The sequence below is a fragment of the Microbacterium sufflavum genome (assembly GCF_023091155.1).
Classification (GTDB): domain Bacteria; phylum Actinomycetota; class Actinomycetes; order Actinomycetales; family Microbacteriaceae; genus Microbacterium; species Microbacterium sufflavum.
On the sequence record NZ_JAHWXK010000003.1, the window covers coordinates 56,593 to 73,544 of the forward strand.

The window sequence follows — 16,952 nt, forward strand, 5'->3', positions numbered from 1 at the left end:
CCTGACAAGGATCGCCGCGGCCCCTCCGGAGTTATCCACACCGCCCTATCGACCAGCCCCGGGCGCTGTCAACCGTGTCGCGGCAGGTCGCACCCGCCGCCTACGCTGGGCCGACGAGCCGCGAGGAGACGACGTGCAGCGCGCCACACCAGCCACCCCCGACCCCACCGTCACGGTGGTGATCCCGGTAAAGGACGACGCCGCCGAACTGCACCGCTGCCTCACGGCGCTCGCCGCGCAGACGCGCGCCCCGGACGAGATCCTGGTGGTCGACAACGCCTCCACCGACGCGTCCGGCGCGGTCGCGTCCGCTCATGGCGTGCGGCTCATCCACTGCGCGACGCCCGGCACAGCCGCGGCGAGCGCAGCCGGCTACGACGCCGCGTCGGGAGACGTGCTCCTGCGTCTCGATGCCGACTGCATCCCGGACCGGCAGTGGGTCGAGGTCATGCTCGCGGCCTGCGTGCGCGACCCCGGGGTCGCGGCGTGGACCGGGGGCGCGCTCTTCCTCGACGGACCGCGACCGCTGCGCCGCCCGCTCGCGACCGCGTATCTGCTCGCCTACGCCCTGGTGTGCGGCAGCGCCCTCGGACATGCACCGCTGTTCGGCTCGAACCTCGCGCTCCGGCGCTGGGCGTGGCGCGACGTGCGCGACCGCGTGCACCGCGACGACCCCGAGGTGCACGACGACCTCGACCTCGCGTTCCACCTCGGCGAACGCCACCGCATCCGCTGGGCGCGCGAGGCGGGGATGGGCATCTCGATGCGTCCCTTCCACAGCGGCCGTTCGTTCGCCCGCCGCGTGCACCGCGGCGTCCGCACGGTACTGATCCACTGGCCGGAGGACTTCCCGCCCGTGCGGTGGACGCGGCTGGCCCTGCGCCGCACGCTGCATCGGCTCGGCGTCGCCGCTCCGGCGAGGTGGCGGTCGTGAGCGCGCCGCTCCTCGGCCGTCCGCGCGACACCGAGCTGCTGATCATGAGCGTCAACGTGCGCCGCGACCTCGGTGTGCTGGCGGTGCGGGCGGCCGATCGCTGGAGCGCCCTCCGGAACCACGTCGCCGCGATGCTGCGCGCCGAGCAGCCGACGGTGCTCGCGGTGCAGGAGGCCCTGCCCACGCAGGCGCGTGCGATCCGGGCGGCCCTCGGCCCCGCATACGGCTCGATCGGCCACGGTCGGCGTCCCGGTCCCCGCGGCGAGGGATGCCCGGTGTTCTACGACAGGGAGCGGCTCGAGCTGCTCGACGGATGGCAGCGCGCGCTGTCCGACCGTCCCGAGGTGCCGGGCTCGATCGCGTGGACGAGCGTCCTGCCGCGGGTCGTCGTGGGCGCGCGGTTCCGCGACCGGCGCTGCGGGGTCGAGTTCACGCTCCTCAACACGCACCTGGACGCGTTCTCGCCGTGGGCCCGGAGGCGGCAGGCCGCAGAGGTGCACGCTGCGGCGGTCGCAGCGGGGACTCCGGTCGTCGTCACCGGAGACCTCAACGCGGCCGAGGGCTCGGCGCCGTGGCGGGCACTCACCGCGGACGGGGCGCTGCGCGACACCTGGCGTGTGGCAGACACCAGGGCGACGCCGGCGTGGGGCACGTTCGCGCACTACCGGACACCCCGGGTCGGCCGACGCATCGATGCGATCCTCGCGTCCGCGGAGGTGCACGTGGTCCGGGCGGGGATCGATCCGCGGCAGCACGGCGGCGGCTGGCCGTCGGACCACCTTCCGGTTCAGGCCCTGGTCGACCTCGCTCCGCCGGCACCGGGTCCCCTCGGGGAGGGCGCATGAAAGACGACTTCCTCCGCCCGCCCTGCACCGTCGCCGAGTACGCGGCCGACGCCGTGCGGGCGATCGGCGTGCTGAGCGTGATCGTCGCGGCGATCTGGTCGACCCCCACCGACGCGGGCGTGCTGGCGTTCGCGCTCCCGGCGCTCATGCTGCCCCGTGCGCTCGGCTTGCGCGGGGGAGCCGACCTCGCGGTCGGAGCGATCGTGCTGATCGCGGCCGTGAGCAACGTGTTCGACCTGTACCGCTCGCTGCCGGGCTGGGACCTCGTGGTGCACTTCCTCTGCACGGGTGTGATCGCCGCCACCGGCTACGTGGTGCTCTCGCGCCTCGGCATCGTCCCTCCCCAGGGCTCCCCCGCGTTCCGCCCGCGTCTCCCGCTCGTCGTCTGCCCGCTCATCGGACTCGCGGCCAGCGCGCTGTGGGAGATGGTCGAGTGGGCGGGCCGCACGTTCATCACGACGGAGATCTTCGTCACCTACGAGGACACGATCGGGGACATGGCGATGGGCGGGCTCGGCGCCCTGGTCGCGGGAGCCGTCGTCGCGGTGGTCGGACTCGAGCGCGATCCGCGCCGCTGAGACGGGAAACTGCGGGCCGATCCCCAGAGTGGAGCTCGGCCCGGGTCAGTAGACTGAACCCACCGCGCGGGAGTGGTGGAATTGGCAGACACGCAGGATTTAGGTTCCTGTGCCTCACGGCGTGTGGGTTCAAGTCCCACCTTCCGCACGACGGGTGCTGTGGCATCCCTCATCGCACTACCGCCGACAATTCACGACCGACGGGACTCCTTCCGTGCTCGAAAGCATGCTGCACGCACCGACCGCCCTCATCCCCTGGCTGGATCCGCAGACGATCATCGCCGCGGCAGGGCCCTGGGCACTGCTCGTCGTGTGCTTCATCGTGTTCGCCGAGACCGGGCTCCTGGTCGGCTTCCTGCTCCCCGGTGACACGCTCCTGATCATCGCCGGGCTGCTCACCCACACCAGCAACGTCTTCGGCGTGAACATCTGGGTCGTCACGCTCCTCATCGCGCTGTCGGCGTTCATCGGCGGCGAGGTCGGCTACTACATCGGCCACAAGGGCGGTCCGGCCATCTTCGAACGCAAGGAGTCCGGCCTCTTCAGCAGGAAGAACGTCGAGCGCACCAACGCCTTCTTCGAGCGGTTCGGCGGCATCACCGTGATCCTCGCCCGCTTCGTCCCCATCGTGCGCACCTTCGCCCCGGTCGCGGCCGGCGTGGGCCACATGCCGTGGCGGCGCTACACCCTCTACAACCTCATCGGCGCGATGCTGTGGGGCTTCGGACTCACGATGGTCGGCTACCTGATCGCGTACATCCCCTGGGTGCGCGACCTCGTCGTCGACTACATCGACGTGATCCTCCTGATCGCCGTCGGTGGCACGGCCGCGGTCACGCTGTGGCACTACCTCACGGAGCGTCACAAGGCGAAGAAGGCCGCGGCGGCGGGCGAGGATGTGGTGACCGACCACCGCGAGGCCGAGGAGCTCGCCCTCGGTCCCGAGGTGTTCGACCGCGCGCCCGACCTGGACGGCGACGGCAAGCACTGACCCGGTCCACCGGGTCCGGCACGGTCAGCCGGCGCTCTTCGCGCGCTTCTCCTTCGACCGCGCCACGCTCGCCCGCAGGGCCTCCATGAGGTCGATCACCTCGCCGCCGTCCGCCGCCTTCTCGGTGTCTCCGAAGGTCTCCGCGACATCGAAGGTCTCCCCCGCGTCGATCTTCGCGTCGATCAGGGTCCGGAGCTCCTTCTGGTACTCGTCGACGAACTCCTCGGGGTCGAAGTCGGCGGAGTAGCTGTCGACCAGGGAGGACGACAGCTCGAGCTCCTTCTTCGAGATCCGCACGTCCTCGTCGAGCGAGGGGAACTCCGCCTCGCGCACCTCGTCCGACCAGAGCAGCGTCTGCAGCACCAGCACCTTGCCCCGCACGCGCAGCGCCGCGAGTCGCGTCTTCTGCCGCAGGGTGAAGCGCACGATCGCCGTGCGGTCGGTCTGCTCGAGCGTCTTGCGCAGCAGCACGTACGCCTTGGGCGACTTCGAATCCGGCTCGAGGTAGTAGGGCTTGTCGAGCGTGAGCGGGTCGACCTGGTCGGACGGCACGAACTCGACCACGTCGATCTCCCGGCTCTTCTCCGCCGGGAGGGCCGCGAGGTCGTCCTTGGTGAGCACGACCGTCTGTCCGTCCTCCACGTAGGCGCGGTCGATGTCGGAGTACGCGACGGTCTCGCCGCACACCTCGCACGTGCGCTGATAGCGGATGCGCCCGCCGTCCTTGTCGTGCACCTGATGCAGCGGCACGTCGTGGTCCTCCGTCGCCGAGTACACCTTGACCGGGACGTTCACGAGCCCGAACGTCAGCGCGCCCTTCCAGATGGTCCTCATCCCACCAGTAGACACCAGCCCCACCTGTCACGACCAGCCCTTGACTACGCTGGGCCCATGGTGGGAGAGGCGCAGGTCGTGCAGATCGACGGCCGACGGCTGCGCGTCACGAACCTCGACAAGATCGTGTACCCCGCCACCGGCACCACCAAGGGCGAGATCATCGCCTACTACACCGCGATCGCGCCGCAGCTGCTGCCGCTCCTGCACGGTCGCCCCGTCACCCGGAAGCGCTGGGTAGAGGGGGTGGGGACCGCAGAGGCCCCGGCCGACGCGTTCTTCACGAAGCAGCTCGAACCCGGCGCCCCGGAGTGGATCGCCCGCCAGGCCATCCAGCACTCCGACGGACCGAAGGAGTATCCGCTGGTCGACGACGTGCCGACGCTGGTGTGGCTCGCCCAGGTGGCCGCGATCGAGCTGCACGTGCCGCAGTGGCGGTTCACGGCGGACGGTCTGCCCGGACGCCCCGACCGCCTGGTGCTCGACCTCGATCCCGGTCCGGGCGTCGGACTGCCCGAGTGCGCCGAGGTCGCCCGCCTGGCCCGGGTGCTCCTGCAGGGCATGGGGCTCGATCCGCTCCCGGTGACCAGCGGCAGCAAGGGCATCCACCTCTACGCCGCCCTGCCAGGGGAACAGACAAGCGCCGAGGTCTCCGCGGTCGTGAAGGAGCTCGCCCGCATCATCGAGAACGAGCACCCCGACCTCGCCACCAGCGTGATGTCGAAGGCCGTCCGCGGCGGGCGCGTGTTCCTCGACTGGAGCCAGAACAACGCCAAGAAGACCACGATCTCGCCGTACTCGCTGCGGGGGCGCGAGCGGCCGTGGGTCGCGGCGCCGCGCACGTGGGACGAGCTCGACGATCCGGGGCTCGCGCACCTCGAACTCGACGAGGTGCTGGCACGGGCCGCCTCGGGTATCGATCCGCTCGCATCGCTCCACCCGTCCACCCACACCGCCGCTCCGGTCGCGGCGCCTCCCGCGCGCGAGTCCGCGGTCGCCGCCACATCCCGGCCGGCCGAGTCCCCCGCCCGCAAGCGGCGCCCGCTGGCCACCGCCGCCGCGCCCACCGCGGGCACCACACTGCCCTCGCTCGACCCGATGCTCGCCGAGACCGGCACGCCGGCGCTCGCTCGGGGCCTCAGCTCCCCGTCGTGGGTCGAGGTGAAGTGGGACGGGATCCGGGCGATCGGCACCTGGCGCGACGGCCGTATGCTGCTCCACGCCCGGCGCGGCACCGACATCACCGCGCGATACCCCGAGCTCACGGCCGACGGGGCGCCGTTCCTCCCGGTCGACGAGGCGATCGTCGACGGGGAGATCGTCGCGTTCGACGCCCACGCACGGCCGAGCTTCTCCCTGTTGCAGAACCGGATGCACCTGACCCGCCCGCGCGAGATCGAGCGCGAGGTGGTGCGCACGCCCGTCGTCTACATGCTGTTCGACCTGCTCCGGCTCGACGGGCACGACCTCACGGGCATGCCGCTGCGCGAACGCCGCACGCTGCTGGAAGACCTGGTCGCCGACCTCGAGGCGCCGGTCCAGGTGCCGCCGGTGTTCGACGACGTGGACGCGGCCCTCGGCGCGAGCGACGAGTTCGGTCTTGAGGGCGTCGTGGTCAAGGACCCCGCGTCCCGCTACCGCCCCGGCGTCCGCTCACCGTCCTGGCTCAAGCTGAAGAACACGCGCATGCAGGAGGCCGTGATCGTGGGCATCCGTCCGGGCAAGGGCGAACGCGACGGCACGCTCGGGTCCCTGCTGCTGGCCGTGCCCGACGAGGGAGAACTGCGCTACGTGGGACGGGTCGGCACGGGGTTCAGCGACCGGATGCTCCGCGAGCTGATGGCGCGCCTCGAGCCGCTGCGGGTGTCCGCTCCGCCGCTCGACGGCGTGCCGAGGCCCGACGCCTCGGACGCGCTGTGGGTGCGACCGGAGCTCGTGGGCGAGGTCGAGTTCGGCAACTGGACACCGGACGGCATCCTGCGTCACGCGCGGTGGCGGGGCCTCCGGCCGGACAAGACCCCCGACGAGATCACCGTCGAGGAGTGAGCGCCGCCCGCCGCGTCACGCGTGGTGCGGCTCGCAGTCCGACTGCTCGGCTGGCTCGATCTGGAAGGTGGAGTGCGCCACGTCGAAGTGGTCGGCGAGGCACGACTGCATCTCGGCGAGGAGAGCGGCGGAGCGCCCGTCCGCCAGGAGTGCGGGCTCCACACTCACGTGGGCGGTGAACACCGGGGCTCCGCGCGTGAGCTGCCACACGTGCACGTCGTGCACGCCGATCACCCCTGCATAGCCGAGCAGGTGTGTGCGGATCTCGCTGACGGCCGTGCCCTTCGGGGCCGATTCGGACAGCACCGAGAACACTTCGCGCAACAGCGAGATCGCCCGCGGGATGATCATGGCCGCGATGAACAGCGAGGCGATGGCGTCGGCCGGCATCCAGCCCGTGAGCAGGATCACGGCGGCCGCGACGATGACGGCCAGCGAACCCAGCAGGTCGCCCATCACCTCCAGGTAGGCCCCGCGCACGTTGATGCTGGTCTTCTGGGCTCGGCTGAGCAGCCACATCGACACGGCGTTGGCCACCAGGCCGACGACCGCGACGACGAGCATGAGACCGCCGGCGACCTCCACCGTGTTCGGATTCAGCAGGCGCTCGACCCCCTGGACGGCCACCACGGTGGCCAGCGCGATCAGGATCACCGCGTTGATCAGCGCGCCGAAGACCTCGGCGCGCTGGTAGCCGAACGTCCGACGGTCGTCCGCGGGTCGGGCGGCGACGGTGGCCGCGATGAGCGCGATCACGAGCGCGGAGGCGTCGGTGAACATGTGGGCCGCGTCGGCGAGCAGCGCCAGCGATCCGGTGAGCAGAGCGCCGACCACCTGCACGATCATGACCGTGGCGGTCAGCGTCAACGAGATGGCGAGCAGGCGTCTGCTGCTCGCCGAGCGGAGACCGCCGGGCGCGGGCGCGTGATCGTGCATGCCTCCAGGCTAGACCGGGGATCGCCCCGGAACGGCCGATCCTGGCTAGTCGGGAAGGGTAACGATTCTCACCGTCAGCAGGACTTCTCCGCGGCCGCCCAGGTCAGAGTCCTGCGAGCAGGGGCACCAGGGCGGTGAAGGCGCGGGCGCGGTGCGACTGCGCCTGCTTCTCCTCGGCGGTGAACTCCCCGACCGTGCGCTCGGCTCCCGCGTCCTGGCCGTCCGGGACGAACACGGGGTCGTAGCCGAAGCCGCCGTCGCCGGACGCCGCGTGCGCGAGCCGTCCCGGCCAGATCCCCTCGACCACGTGCTCGGCCCCACCCGGGACCACGAGCGCGATCGTCGACGTGAAGTGTGCGGCTCGGTGCCGGTCGGCGATGTCGCGGAGCTGGTCGAGCAGCAGCTCCCGGTTCGCCACCGCGTCCTTCTTCTGTCCGGCCCAGTACGCGGAGAAGACACCGGGTGATCCGCCGAGCACGTCCACGCAGATGCCCGAGTCGTCGGCGAGCGCCGGAAGCCCGGTGTGCGCGGCGGCCGCCCTGGCCTTGAGCAGCGCGTTCTCCGCGAAGGTCACGCCGTCCTCCACGGGCTCGGGGCCGTCGTAGCCGACCACCTCCAGGTCGGGCCTGGCCTGGGCGACGATCTGCTGGAACTCCTCGACCTTGTGCGGGTTGTGGGTCGCCAGGACGACGCGCACGGTCACTCCCCCGCCAGCGCCGCGAGCTGCCGCGCCTTCAGGTCTTCGCAGCCCGCGAGTCCCAGCTCCAGGAGCGCGTCGAGCTCGCGCTTGTCGAACGGCGCCCCCTCGGCGGTGCCCTGCACCTCGACGAACAGGCCGCGACCGGTCACGACCACGTTCATGTCGGTCTCGGCGCGCACGTCCTCGACGTACGCGAGGTCGAGCAGGGGCTCGCCGTCGACGATCCCGACCGACACCGCCGCGACCGAGTCGAGCAGCGGCGTCGAGTTGCGCCCGATGAACTTCTTCTCGCGGCCCCACTCGATGGCGTCGGCAAGGGCGACGTAGGCGCCCGTGATGGCCGCCGTGCGGGTGCCGCCGTCGGCCTGCAGCACGTCGCAGTCGATCACGATCGTGTTCTCGCCGAGCGCCTTGGTGTCGACCACGGCGCGCAGGGCACGGCCGATGAGCCGCGAGATCTCGTGCGTGCGACCGCCGATGCGACCCTTCACGCTCTCGCGGTCGTTGCGGCTGTTGGTCGCGCGCGGGAGCATCGCGTACTCCGCCGTCACCCAGCCCTTGCCCTTGCCGGTGAGCCAGCGCGGCACGCCGTTCGTGAACGAGGCGGTGCACAGCACCTTGGTGCCCCCGAAGCTGATCAGGGCCGATCCCTCGGCCTGCGCGCTCCAGCCGCGCTCGATGGTGATCTCGCGCAGCTGCGAGGCGGAACGGCCGTCGGCACGGACGATGTCGGTCATGGGCTTCTCTCGGTTCGGGACGGGCGAGCGGATCAGCGCGCGTCGAGCGCGGGGTCGGGGAGGGTGATGACGCCGGTGTGGACGAGCTGCACGTCGCGCACCTCGCGGCCCATCAGCCGGTTGGCGAGCGCGGTGAAATCGTCGGCCGAGTCGCCCGTCGCCTCGTAGACGTAGGTGGCGGTGGCATCCGCAGGGGCCAGCAGATCGCCGCGCACGAGCTGACGGTAGACGTCGCCGGCCGTCTCGTCATCGCTCGACACGAGGGTCACGCCTTCGCCCATCACGTAGCTGATGGCACCCCGGAGGAACGGGTAGTGCGTGCAGCCGAGGACGAGCGTGTCCACGTCGGCCTCTCGCAGCGGCGCGAGGTACTCCTCCGCGACGGCGAGCACCTCCGGGGTTCCGGTGACCCCGGCCTCAACGAACTCGACGAACCGCGGACAGGCGGCCGTGAAGACCTGCAGGCGCTCGTTCACCTCGAGCATGTCCTGGTACGCGCGGGAGCCGATCGTGCCGACCGTGCCGATCACGCCGACCCGGCCGTTGCGCGTGGTCGAGACGGCTCGGCGCACCGCGGGGCCGATGACCTCCACCACCGGGACGTCGTAGCGCTCGCGCGCATCGCGCAGCATCGCCGCCGAGGCCGTGTTGCAGGCGATCACGAGCATCTTCACGCCCTGGTCGACCAGGGTGTCGAGCACCTCGAGAGCGTAGCGGCGCACGTCGGCGATCGGCTTCGGGCCGTAGGGCGAGTGCGCGGTGTCGCCGATGTAGACGAAGGATTCTCTGGGCAGCTGGGCGCGGATGGCCCTGGCCACCGTGAGCCCGCCGACACCGGAGTCGAAGATCCCGATCGGCGCGTCATTCATGACTCCCCAGCCTACCCGCGCGCGGCAGGGCCCGCGTATCGCGGCTCACTATGCTGGGCGGATGACCACGTCGACGGCGCTGCTCACCGACCGTTACGAGCTCACGATGCTCGCCGCCTCGCTCCGGGACGGCACCGCGTTCCGTCCGAGCGTGTTCGAGCTGTTCTCGCGTCGGCTGTCCGGCGGCCGGCGCTTCGGCGTCGTCGCGGGCACCGGGCGCCTGCTGAGCCTGCTCCGCGACTTCCGGTTCGGCGACGACGAGCTGCGCTTCCTGCGCGACGAGCAGGTCGTCGACACCGAGACGCTCTCCCACCTCGAGCGTTACCGCTTCACGGGCTCGGTCCGCGGGTACCGCGAGGGCGAGCTCTACTTCCCCGGCTCCCCCATCCTCACGGTGGAGGGATCCTTCGCGGATGCCGTCGTCCTGGAGACCCTCGCGCTGAGCGTGCTCAACCACGACTCCGCGGTCGCGACGGCCGCGGCGCGCATGAGCATCGCGGCCGGTGAGCGACCGCTGGCCGAGATGGGATCTCGCCGTGCGGCCGAGCGCTCCGCCGTCGCCGCGGCCCGCGCCGCCTACATCGCGGGTTTCACCGCCACGAGCAACCTGGAGGCCGGCCGCACGTGGGGCATCCCCACGATGGGCACGGCGGCGCACTCCTGGACGCTGCTGCATGACTCCGAGGAGGACGCCTTCCGCGCCCAGGTCGCGAGCATGGGCGTCGACACCACCCTGCTGGTCGACACGTACGACATCCGCAGCGGCGTCGAGACGGCGATCCGCGTGGCAGGAACCGAGCTGGGCGGCGTCCGGATCGACTCCGGTGACCTGCCGATCGTGGCCGCCGAGGTCCGCGCACAGCTGGACGAGCTGGGAGCGACGGGCACGCGCATCACCGTCACCAGCGACCTCGACGAGTACGCGATCGCCGCTCTCGCCGCGTCACCCGTCGACGCGTACGGCGTCGGCACCTCGGTCGTGACCGGGTCCGGCTACCCCACTGCGAGCATGGTGTACAAGCTGGTCGCGCGGCAGGATGCCGACGGAGCCTGGATCGGGGTGGCCAAGGCCTCCGCCGACAAGGCGTCGTTCGGGGGGCGGAAGGCAGCGTTCCGGACGCTGTCCGACGGCGTCGCGACGGCGGAGACCGTCGTCGTGTCCGACGGGTTCGAGGAACTCGACACACCCGCTGAGCACGTGGACGGCCGACCGCTCCAGGTCACTCTCGTCGAGGACGGCGACATCGACACCGCGCACGAGGGTGTCGCCGGGACGGCGGCCGCCCGCGCACATCACCTTCGCGTGCGCGAGGAGCTGCCGGTGCGCGCCCTGGCGCTCAGCAAGTCCGACCCGGCGATCCCGACCGTCTACCTCGAGGCCGACTGAGGTCAGCCGACCATCGACTCGTAGATCTCCTTGCACGTCGGGCAGATCGGGAACTTCTCCGGATCGCGGCCCGGCGTCCACTTCTTGCCGCAGAGAGCGCGCACCGGCTTCCCGGTGATCGCGGACTCGAGGATCTTGTCCTTCTTCACGTAGTGCGAGAAGCGCTCGTGGTCGCCCGGTTCGAGGTTCTCCTCCCGGAGGAGCTCTTCCAGTTCGCGATCAAGCGTTGCCACGCCGCCCTGATCGGGGCTGTCCAGCGGAGTACTCATTCCGCGATTCTAGCCGCGTCGTGGGGCCGGTGGGCGGCCGTCACGCGGTCTCGACGAACTCCATGAGCCGCTCTCCGCTGTGCTCGAAGATGCGCCCGCCGAGCACAGCCCCGGCGACGAGCACGATCGCGCCGGTGAACAGCCCCACCCAGAACGCCGCGGGCGCGAACGCCGAACCGGAGACGATCGTGGCGGCGAAGAGCCAGATCGTCGGCACGCTCAGGACGATGGATCCGAGGAACGCCGCGGCGGGGCCGTAGGCACCGTGGGACGTCGGCCGCTGTGGCTGCTGGAAGGGGCTGTCCCCGGGTCGCGACACCGCGTACGGTGCGACCACCGACACCACGCTCGAGATGCCGAGGGCGCACAGCAGAAGACTGACCGCGAGACCCACCAGCGGAAGGAGGAGGGTCCAGCTCCCCACGAGCAGCAACGACAGCGGCACCGCGATCGCGAGCACCGGGACGGCCACGAGGAGCACCGGGACGAGCCGTCCGAGGCGGTCGGGAAGGCCGCGTACCCCGCTCGCCACGTGCGTCCACAGCGCGGTCGAGTCGTAGGCGATGTCGTTGTGGGGCAGCCAGCCGAAGAACAGCGCCATCACCGGAACCGGGATGAGGGCCGCGATCTCGATCGGGACACCGGCGACGATGAGCGGCAGCACCGTCAGCACCCCGGCGACGGGCACGACGATCACGTTCATGATGTAGCGACGGTCCCGCAGCCAGTACACGAGGCTGCGCGACGCGATCGCTCCGAAAGCGTTGGACGGCAGCAGGCCGAACCAGCCGAGGCCCGTGCGCTCCCGTGCCGTGACGGGCCGCTCGGTGGTCGTCAGCAGACGACGGACGAACCACGCCCAGACGAGGGCGAGGGCGATGGCCGTGACCACCGCGACGGCACCGCTCGCCCACGCCGTCCCGGTCTCTCCTGCCGCCGCGGCGAACGCAGAGGCCGGAGCCGCAGCGAACGGAGTGACACCGATCACCGACGTGAGCGTCGCGATCGACGCGGGCACGTCACCGTCCCATCGCAACGAACCGAGGAACACGGCGACGGGGAATGCGATCACTATCAGGGCGAGCGCGAACAGGGCGGTGAGCTCCCTCGATCGACGCTCCGGGAGCAGCATCGCGTTCAGCGCCATGCCGATCCGGGCGATCAGGGCCGTGATGAACAGGCCGAGCAGAGACATGATCACCGCGAGTGGCCACGGCGCGCCCGCCTCGATCGCGACGATGCACACGCTGGCATAGACGGCGAGAAGGGCGAGGCTCGGCACGCTCACCAGCGAGGCGAGCATGAGCACCCAGGGCAGTCGGCGCTCGTCGACGCCGAACACCGCGAACCGACGGGGGTCGAGCTGGTCCACCGCCCCGACCAGCAGCGGCCCCACGAGGAAGCCGAGCAGCACCGCCGCACCGCCGAGCACGGTGACCGCGCTGGCGACCGGCACGGAGGCGTCGGTCAGGCTGAACACCGCGACGCAGACCACGACCGTCACGGCGACGACGGCCCCGAAGGACAGCAGCGTGCGGATCCGGCGTTCACCGCGGAGTGCGCCGAGGAGGAGCGCGAACCTCAGTCGGAGAACGTGTGCAGCCATTCCAGCCCCTCCACCTCGCCGCTGGAGCCCGCGAGCTCGACGAAGCGCGATTCGAGGGTCTGCCCCGCGCGGACCTCGTCGATCGTCCCCTCCGCGAGCACCTCGCCGTTGACGATGATCGCCACACGCGAGCACACCCGCTCGACCAGGTCCATGCCGTGGCTCGACAGGATCACGGTGCCCCCGTGGGCGACGTAGGCGCGGAGGATGTCAAGGATGACGGCGGATGACACGGGGTCGACCGACTCGAAGGGCTCGTCGAGCACCAGCACGCGGGGCGAGTGGATCATCGCACCGGCGAGCATGATCTTCTTCGTCATACCCGCGGAGTAGTCCGACACCACGCGGTTGAGCGCGTCTCCGAGATCGAAGGCGCGAGCCAGATCCGCGGCGCGCTTCTCGATGACGTCAGCCGCCAGCCCGCGAAGCAGTCCGTAGTAGTAGAGGAGTTGTCGGCCGGTCAGGCGGTCGAAGGTGCGAAGGCGGTCGGGAAGCACTCCCATGACGCGCTTGGCGGCGAGAGGGTCGACGGCCTGGTCGATGCCGCAGATCACGACGCTCCCCTCGTCGGCGCGCAGCAGCCCCGCGACGATCGAGAGCGTGGTGGTCTTGCCCGCACCGTTCGGTCCGACGATCCCGTAGAACGAGGCGGCGGGCACCGACAGGTCGATGCCGTCGACGGCGCGGTTGTCGCCGAACTGCTTCACCAGGCCGCGGATGCGGATCGCCTCGGTGCTCGGCTGGTCCTCACGGGAACCCTCGGCACGCAGCGGCGGCTCCTGCGAGGTCTCCGGATCGACGACGACGACGGAGTCGTCCGTCAGCGCGTCGGCTGTGGGGTTCGGCACGGGCTCCACCGCATCGGCGGGCACGGGAACGGCTGTGCTCTCGGCGGTCGGCTCGAGCTCTGCGACGATGGTGTCCGCGCCCGGATCATCGGACGCCGCTTCACCCACAGAGCCGGCGGACATCGGAGCTACCGTGTCGTCCGCCACCGCGGTGGCGGACGCAATCGCGACGCCCTCACCGTCCACGGCGGGCGTCTCCGTGACGGTCTCGAGCGCGGCAGCCCCGTCGGCCGCCGCCTCCTCGCCGGTCCCCTCGTGCGTCGCCTGCTCGGCTGCCGCCATCTCGGCTGCGACTTTCTCGGCTGCGACTTTCTCGGCTGCGACTTTCTCGGCTGCGGCCTTCTCAGCCGCGGCTTTCTCAGCTGCGGCCTTCTCGGCTGCGGCCTTCTCGGCTGCGGCCTTCGCGGCAGCCGTCTTGGCCGCCGCCGTCTTCGCCGACGCGGAGCGCGCCGTGCTCTTCGCCGCTGCCGACTTGGCCGCCGCCGCCTTCGCCGCCGCCGTCCTCGCAGCGGTCGCTGTGGACGTCGCCGCCCGTGGGGACGTCGGCGTGGCCGCCGCGTTCTTCACCGCCGCCGCCCGGGAGGCGCCGGCCTGTCGGGGTCGCGCGGGTGTGCGCGCTGCCGTGTTCCTCGCCGCCGCGAGTCGCGCCGCATCGGCGCTGCGCGCTGCGGGCGCCACGGCTGAAGCATCAACGCTGCCCTTGGGTGTCGGCTCCACCACGACCTCGAGCGACGCGGCGGCATTTTCTGCGGCCGCCTTGGCCGGTGCCGCCGTTGCGCTGACGCTCTTCGCCGATGCGGAGGTCTTCGCCGCCGCCTTCGACGCCGCAGCCTTCGATGCCGTGGCCTTCGATGCCGTGGCCTTCGATGACGAGGCCTTCGATGACGAGCCCTTCGCTCCCGCGGCTTGCGATGCTGACGTCTTCGCTGCCGTGGCCTTCGCTGCCGTCGTCTTCGCTGCCGCAGCCTTCGATGCCGTGGCCTTCGATGACGAGGCCTTCGATCCCGCGCCTTGCGATGCTGACGTCTTCGCTGCCGACGTCTTCGACGCAATCGTCTTCGCTGCCGACGTCTTCGATGCCGCCGTCTTCGCGCCCGTGGGCTGTGGCGTCGCGCCGCTCTCGTCGGCGCTCTTCTTCACCGCCGCCCCGCCCGTCGCCTTCTTCACGGTGGTGGTGCTGCGGCGAGGCGCACGTGGCTTCTTGGCCGCGGTCGCGGCGGTCGCCTTCTTCGCGCTCTCCGCCGCTGACGCACTCGCGTCGGGCGTTCCCGAAGGGGTCTCGTTCGTGTCCACCTCGGCGGTGCGGTCGTCAGGGGAGGAAGTCACCGTCCTACGGTATCAATGGGCGGCTTCCAGCCAAGGCCCCACGCGACAATCCGACATGCAGACCGCAACGCGAGGAGGAATGCAAGGGGGTTGCCGAGGCTGTGCGTTGCGTGTGTACTCGGTCACGAAATGGCAACAGGGACCTCTGGGCCCCGGGCTTCCCAGGCGGAATCGCTAGCATGATTCCCGGCACGACGAAGTGTCTGGTCGGTGAACCGGCCGTGAACACAACTTCCTTTAGGAGCACTCGTGACTCTTCAGACCGTCATCCTCGCAGCCGGCATGGGCTCTCGACTCGGCCGCGCGCTGCCCAAGCCGCTGACCGAGCTCAACGACGGCCGCACGATCATGCGCCAGCAGCACGACAACATCCGCGCCGCCTTCGGCTCTGACGCGCGCATCACCACCGTGGTGGGCTATCGCGCCGAGACGATCATCGAGGCGTTCCCGAACGTGAACTACGTCCACAACGACCGCTACGACGAGACCAACACGTCGAAGAGCCTCCTTCGCGCGCTCGGCGCCACCGGCCGCGGCGGGGTGCTCTGGATGAACGGCGACGTCGTGTTCGACCCGATGATCCTCGGCCGCGCGGTGGAGTACATCGAGCGCGACCAGTCGTTCGTGACCGTCAACACCGCCAAGGTGAGCGACGAAGAGGTCAAGTACACGGTCACGGCCGAGGGCTACATCAAGGAGCTGTCCAAGACCGTCAAGGGCGGACTCGGCGAGGCAGTCGGCATCAACTACATCTCGTCCCGCGAGAAGAAGGCGTTCATGCGTCAGCTGCAGCGCGTCGAGGACCAGGACTACTTCGAGCGCGGCCTCGAGCTCGCGATCGCCGAAGACGGCCTGCTGCTCGAGCCGATGGACGTCTCGGACCTCTACGCGGTCGAGGTCGACTTCGCAGAAGACCTGGAGCGCGCGAACCTCTTCGTCTGATTCCACGACACCGAGAGCCCCTGTCCCCCGCGGACCGGGGCTCTCGGTGTTTTCGCGGTGGAATTCCGTAGGATCGGCGCCATGGCCCCCAAGGTGCACAAGATCCACTCCCTGCCGGATGACGCCCCGTGGGACAAAGGCATCCCGCCGACCGGCTCACCCGAACACCCGATGATGGTGCGCGGCCTCGACCGCGTTCTCTCTATCCAGCGACCGCTCGTCCTGGCGCACATCCGGAGCATCCGCCTTCGCCACCCGCACGCCACGCCCGCGGAGATCATCCGCATCCTGGAGCGGCGGTACCTCGCGGCGGTCACGGCCGGCGGCGCCGCCGTCGGTGCGACCGCGGTGGTCCCCGGGATCGGCACCGGCGTCACACTCGCGCTGTCCGGCGTGGAGACGGTCGGTTTCGTGGAGTCGACGGCGCTCTTCGCGCAGTCGGTGGCCGAGGTCCATGGGATCGCTGTCGGGAACCCCGACCGCGCGCGGGCGCTGGTGATGACGTTGATGCTCGGCAAGGAGGGCGTCGACCTGGTCGGTCAGCTGGCGGGACAGATCGCGGGGCGCGGGGTCAGCCGCTCGGCGTACTGGGGCGAACTCGTGACCAAGTCGCTGCCTCGTGCTGCCGTCGGCCCGCTGGTCGATCAGTTGAAGAGCATGTTCGTGAAGCAGTTCGCGGCGAAGGGCGGCGCGTCCTTCGTCGGCAAAGCCATGCCGTTCGGTATCGGCGCGGCGATCGGCGGGGCAGGCAACCACCTCCTGGGCCGCCGCGTGCTGACGACCTCACACCGGGCGTTCGGGGCAGCCCCCGTCGATCTTCCCTCGGAGCTGGAGCCGGTGCCGGGTGCGGAGAAGCTGGAGCTGCGCATGCTCCGCGGTGCCCGCTACGCCGGCAACGCGGTCGCGGGCGCAGCCGGAACGGTCGCTCGTGGAGCGGGCTGGGTGGGCCACCGCGTGGGCGAGGTCGCGGGGCGACGTCGCGGGGACGCGGTCGCGGCGCTCGACGAGGGCGAGGGCGAGGTCGCGGGCGACCACAGCCTGCCCGAGCGTCCGGGTGCGGACACCGCCGAGCGGTGACGGCAGGGCGCGCACCTCACCAAAGGA

The 16,952-nt window shown here is 70.9% G+C and carries 17 protein-coding genes and 1 tRNA gene; 10 read left to right on the forward strand and 8 right to left on the reverse strand.

Annotation, left to right across the window (positions count from 1 at the left end):
• The first annotated feature begins 133 nt into the window (after positions 1-133).
• The 5 genes from KZC56_RS16395 (at position 134) to KZC56_RS16415 (ending at position 3,348) form a co-directional block, all read left to right on the forward strand.
• Positions 134-934 carry a glycosyltransferase family A protein gene (locus KZC56_RS16395; RefSeq protein WP_247639029.1) on the forward strand — a complete coding sequence of 267 codons (801 nt, stop codon included), beginning with the start codon at positions 134-136 and terminating at the stop codon, positions 932-934.
• Positions 931-1,779, forward strand: a complete 849-nt coding sequence (locus KZC56_RS16400) for an endonuclease/exonuclease/phosphatase family protein (RefSeq protein ID WP_247639030.1) — start codon at positions 931-933, stop codon at positions 1,777-1,779. The genes KZC56_RS16395 and KZC56_RS16400 overlap by 4 nt, the downstream gene beginning before the upstream one ends.
• Positions 1,776-2,357 carry a DUF2238 domain-containing protein gene (locus tag KZC56_RS16405; RefSeq protein WP_247639031.1) on the forward strand — a complete coding sequence of 194 codons (582 nt, stop codon included), beginning with the start codon at positions 1,776-1,778 and terminating at the stop codon, positions 2,355-2,357. The genes KZC56_RS16400 and KZC56_RS16405 overlap by 4 nt, the downstream gene beginning before the upstream one ends.
• A 66-nt stretch (positions 2,358-2,423) precedes the next feature.
• Positions 2,424-2,505 (forward strand) — tRNA-Leu (locus tag KZC56_RS16410).
• A 78-nt stretch (positions 2,506-2,583) separates the two neighbouring features.
• Positions 2,584-3,348, forward strand: a complete 765-nt coding sequence (locus KZC56_RS16415) for a DedA family protein (protein ID WP_247639111.1) — start codon at positions 2,584-2,586, stop codon at positions 3,346-3,348.
• Positions 3,349-3,372: 24 nt separating this feature from the next.
• Here the strand turns inward: KZC56_RS16415 and ku are convergent, their stop codons facing one another.
• On the reverse strand, positions 3,373-4,182 hold the full coding sequence (ku, locus tag KZC56_RS16420) for a non-homologous end joining protein Ku (RefSeq protein ID WP_136030633.1): 810 nt from the start codon (positions 4,180-4,182) through the stop codon (positions 3,373-3,375).
• A gap of 57 nt (positions 4,183-4,239) precedes the next feature.
• Here ku and ligD point away from each other — a divergent pair, with 57 nt between their 5' ends.
• The gene (gene ligD, locus KZC56_RS16425) at positions 4,240-6,228 is read left to right on the forward strand and encodes a non-homologous end-joining DNA ligase (RefSeq protein WP_247639032.1); all 1,989 of its coding nucleotides are present in this window, start codon (positions 4,240-4,242) and stop codon (positions 6,226-6,228) included.
• 15 nt (positions 6,229-6,243) lie between these two features.
• Here the strand turns inward: ligD and KZC56_RS16430 are convergent, their stop codons facing one another.
• From KZC56_RS16430 to murI, 4 genes are all read right to left on the reverse strand, one after another.
• Positions 6,244-7,164: a cation diffusion facilitator family transporter gene (locus tag KZC56_RS16430; RefSeq protein WP_247639033.1), complete on the reverse strand. Its 921-nt coding sequence runs from the start codon at positions 7,162-7,164 to the stop codon at positions 6,244-6,246.
• 103 nt (positions 7,165-7,267) lie between these two features.
• The gene (gene rdgB / locus KZC56_RS16435; protein ID WP_247639034.1) at positions 7,268-7,867 is read right to left on the reverse strand and encodes an RdgB/HAM1 family non-canonical purine NTP pyrophosphatase; all 600 of its coding nucleotides are present in this window, start codon (positions 7,865-7,867) and stop codon (positions 7,268-7,270) included.
• Positions 7,864-8,601, reverse strand: coding sequence for a ribonuclease PH (gene rph, locus KZC56_RS16440; RefSeq protein ID WP_136030625.1), 738 nt, complete (start codon positions 8,599-8,601; stop codon positions 7,864-7,866). The genes rdgB and rph overlap by 4 nt, the downstream gene beginning before the upstream one ends.
• A 32-nt stretch (positions 8,602-8,633) precedes the next feature.
• Complete coding sequence (gene murI / locus KZC56_RS16445) at positions 8,634-9,470, reverse strand: glutamate racemase (protein WP_136030623.1); 837 nt, start codon at positions 9,468-9,470, stop codon at positions 8,634-8,636.
• A 61-nt stretch (positions 9,471-9,531) separates the two neighbouring features.
• On the opposite strand from murI, the gene KZC56_RS16450 reads away from it, so the two are divergent.
• Positions 9,532-10,857, forward strand: coding sequence for a nicotinate phosphoribosyltransferase (locus KZC56_RS16450; RefSeq protein WP_247639035.1), 1,326 nt, complete (start codon positions 9,532-9,534; stop codon positions 10,855-10,857).
• Between the two features lie 2 nt (positions 10,858-10,859).
• Here KZC56_RS16450 and KZC56_RS16455 read toward each other — a convergent pair whose 3' ends face one another.
• The 3 genes from KZC56_RS16455 to KZC56_RS16465 are packed head-to-tail and all read right to left on the reverse strand — an operon-like array spanning position 10,860 to position 13,862.
• Positions 10,860-11,126 carry a DUF3039 domain-containing protein gene (locus KZC56_RS16455; protein WP_028503536.1) on the reverse strand — a complete coding sequence of 89 codons (267 nt, stop codon included), beginning with the start codon at positions 11,124-11,126 and terminating at the stop codon, positions 10,860-10,862.
• Between the two features lie 40 nt (positions 11,127-11,166).
• Positions 11,167-12,732 carry a hypothetical protein gene (locus tag KZC56_RS16460; RefSeq protein ID WP_136030619.1) on the reverse strand — a complete coding sequence of 522 codons (1,566 nt, stop codon included), beginning with the start codon at positions 12,730-12,732 and terminating at the stop codon, positions 11,167-11,169.
• Positions 12,708-13,862, reverse strand: coding sequence for an ABC transporter ATP-binding protein (locus KZC56_RS16465; RefSeq protein WP_308194378.1), 1,155 nt, complete (start codon positions 13,860-13,862; stop codon positions 12,708-12,710). The genes KZC56_RS16460 and KZC56_RS16465 overlap by 25 nt, the downstream gene beginning before the upstream one ends.
• A 133-nt stretch (positions 13,863-13,995) precedes the next feature.
• Between KZC56_RS16465 and KZC56_RS16470 the strand changes: the two genes are divergently transcribed.
• The 3 genes from KZC56_RS16470 (at position 13,996) to KZC56_RS16480 (ending at position 16,925) form a co-directional block, all read left to right on the forward strand.
• Positions 13,996-15,084, forward strand: a complete 1,089-nt coding sequence (locus tag KZC56_RS16470) for a hypothetical protein (RefSeq protein ID WP_247639036.1) — start codon at positions 13,996-13,998, stop codon at positions 15,082-15,084.
• Between the two features lie 71 nt (positions 15,085-15,155).
• Positions 15,156-15,848, forward strand: coding sequence for a phosphocholine cytidylyltransferase family protein (locus KZC56_RS16475; protein ID WP_136030312.1), 693 nt, complete (start codon positions 15,156-15,158; stop codon positions 15,846-15,848).
• An 81-nt stretch (positions 15,849-15,929) separates the two neighbouring features.
• Complete coding sequence (locus KZC56_RS16480) at positions 15,930-16,925, forward strand: hypothetical protein (protein WP_247639037.1); 996 nt, start codon at positions 15,930-15,932, stop codon at positions 16,923-16,925.
• Positions 16,926-16,952 lie beyond the last annotated feature (27 nt).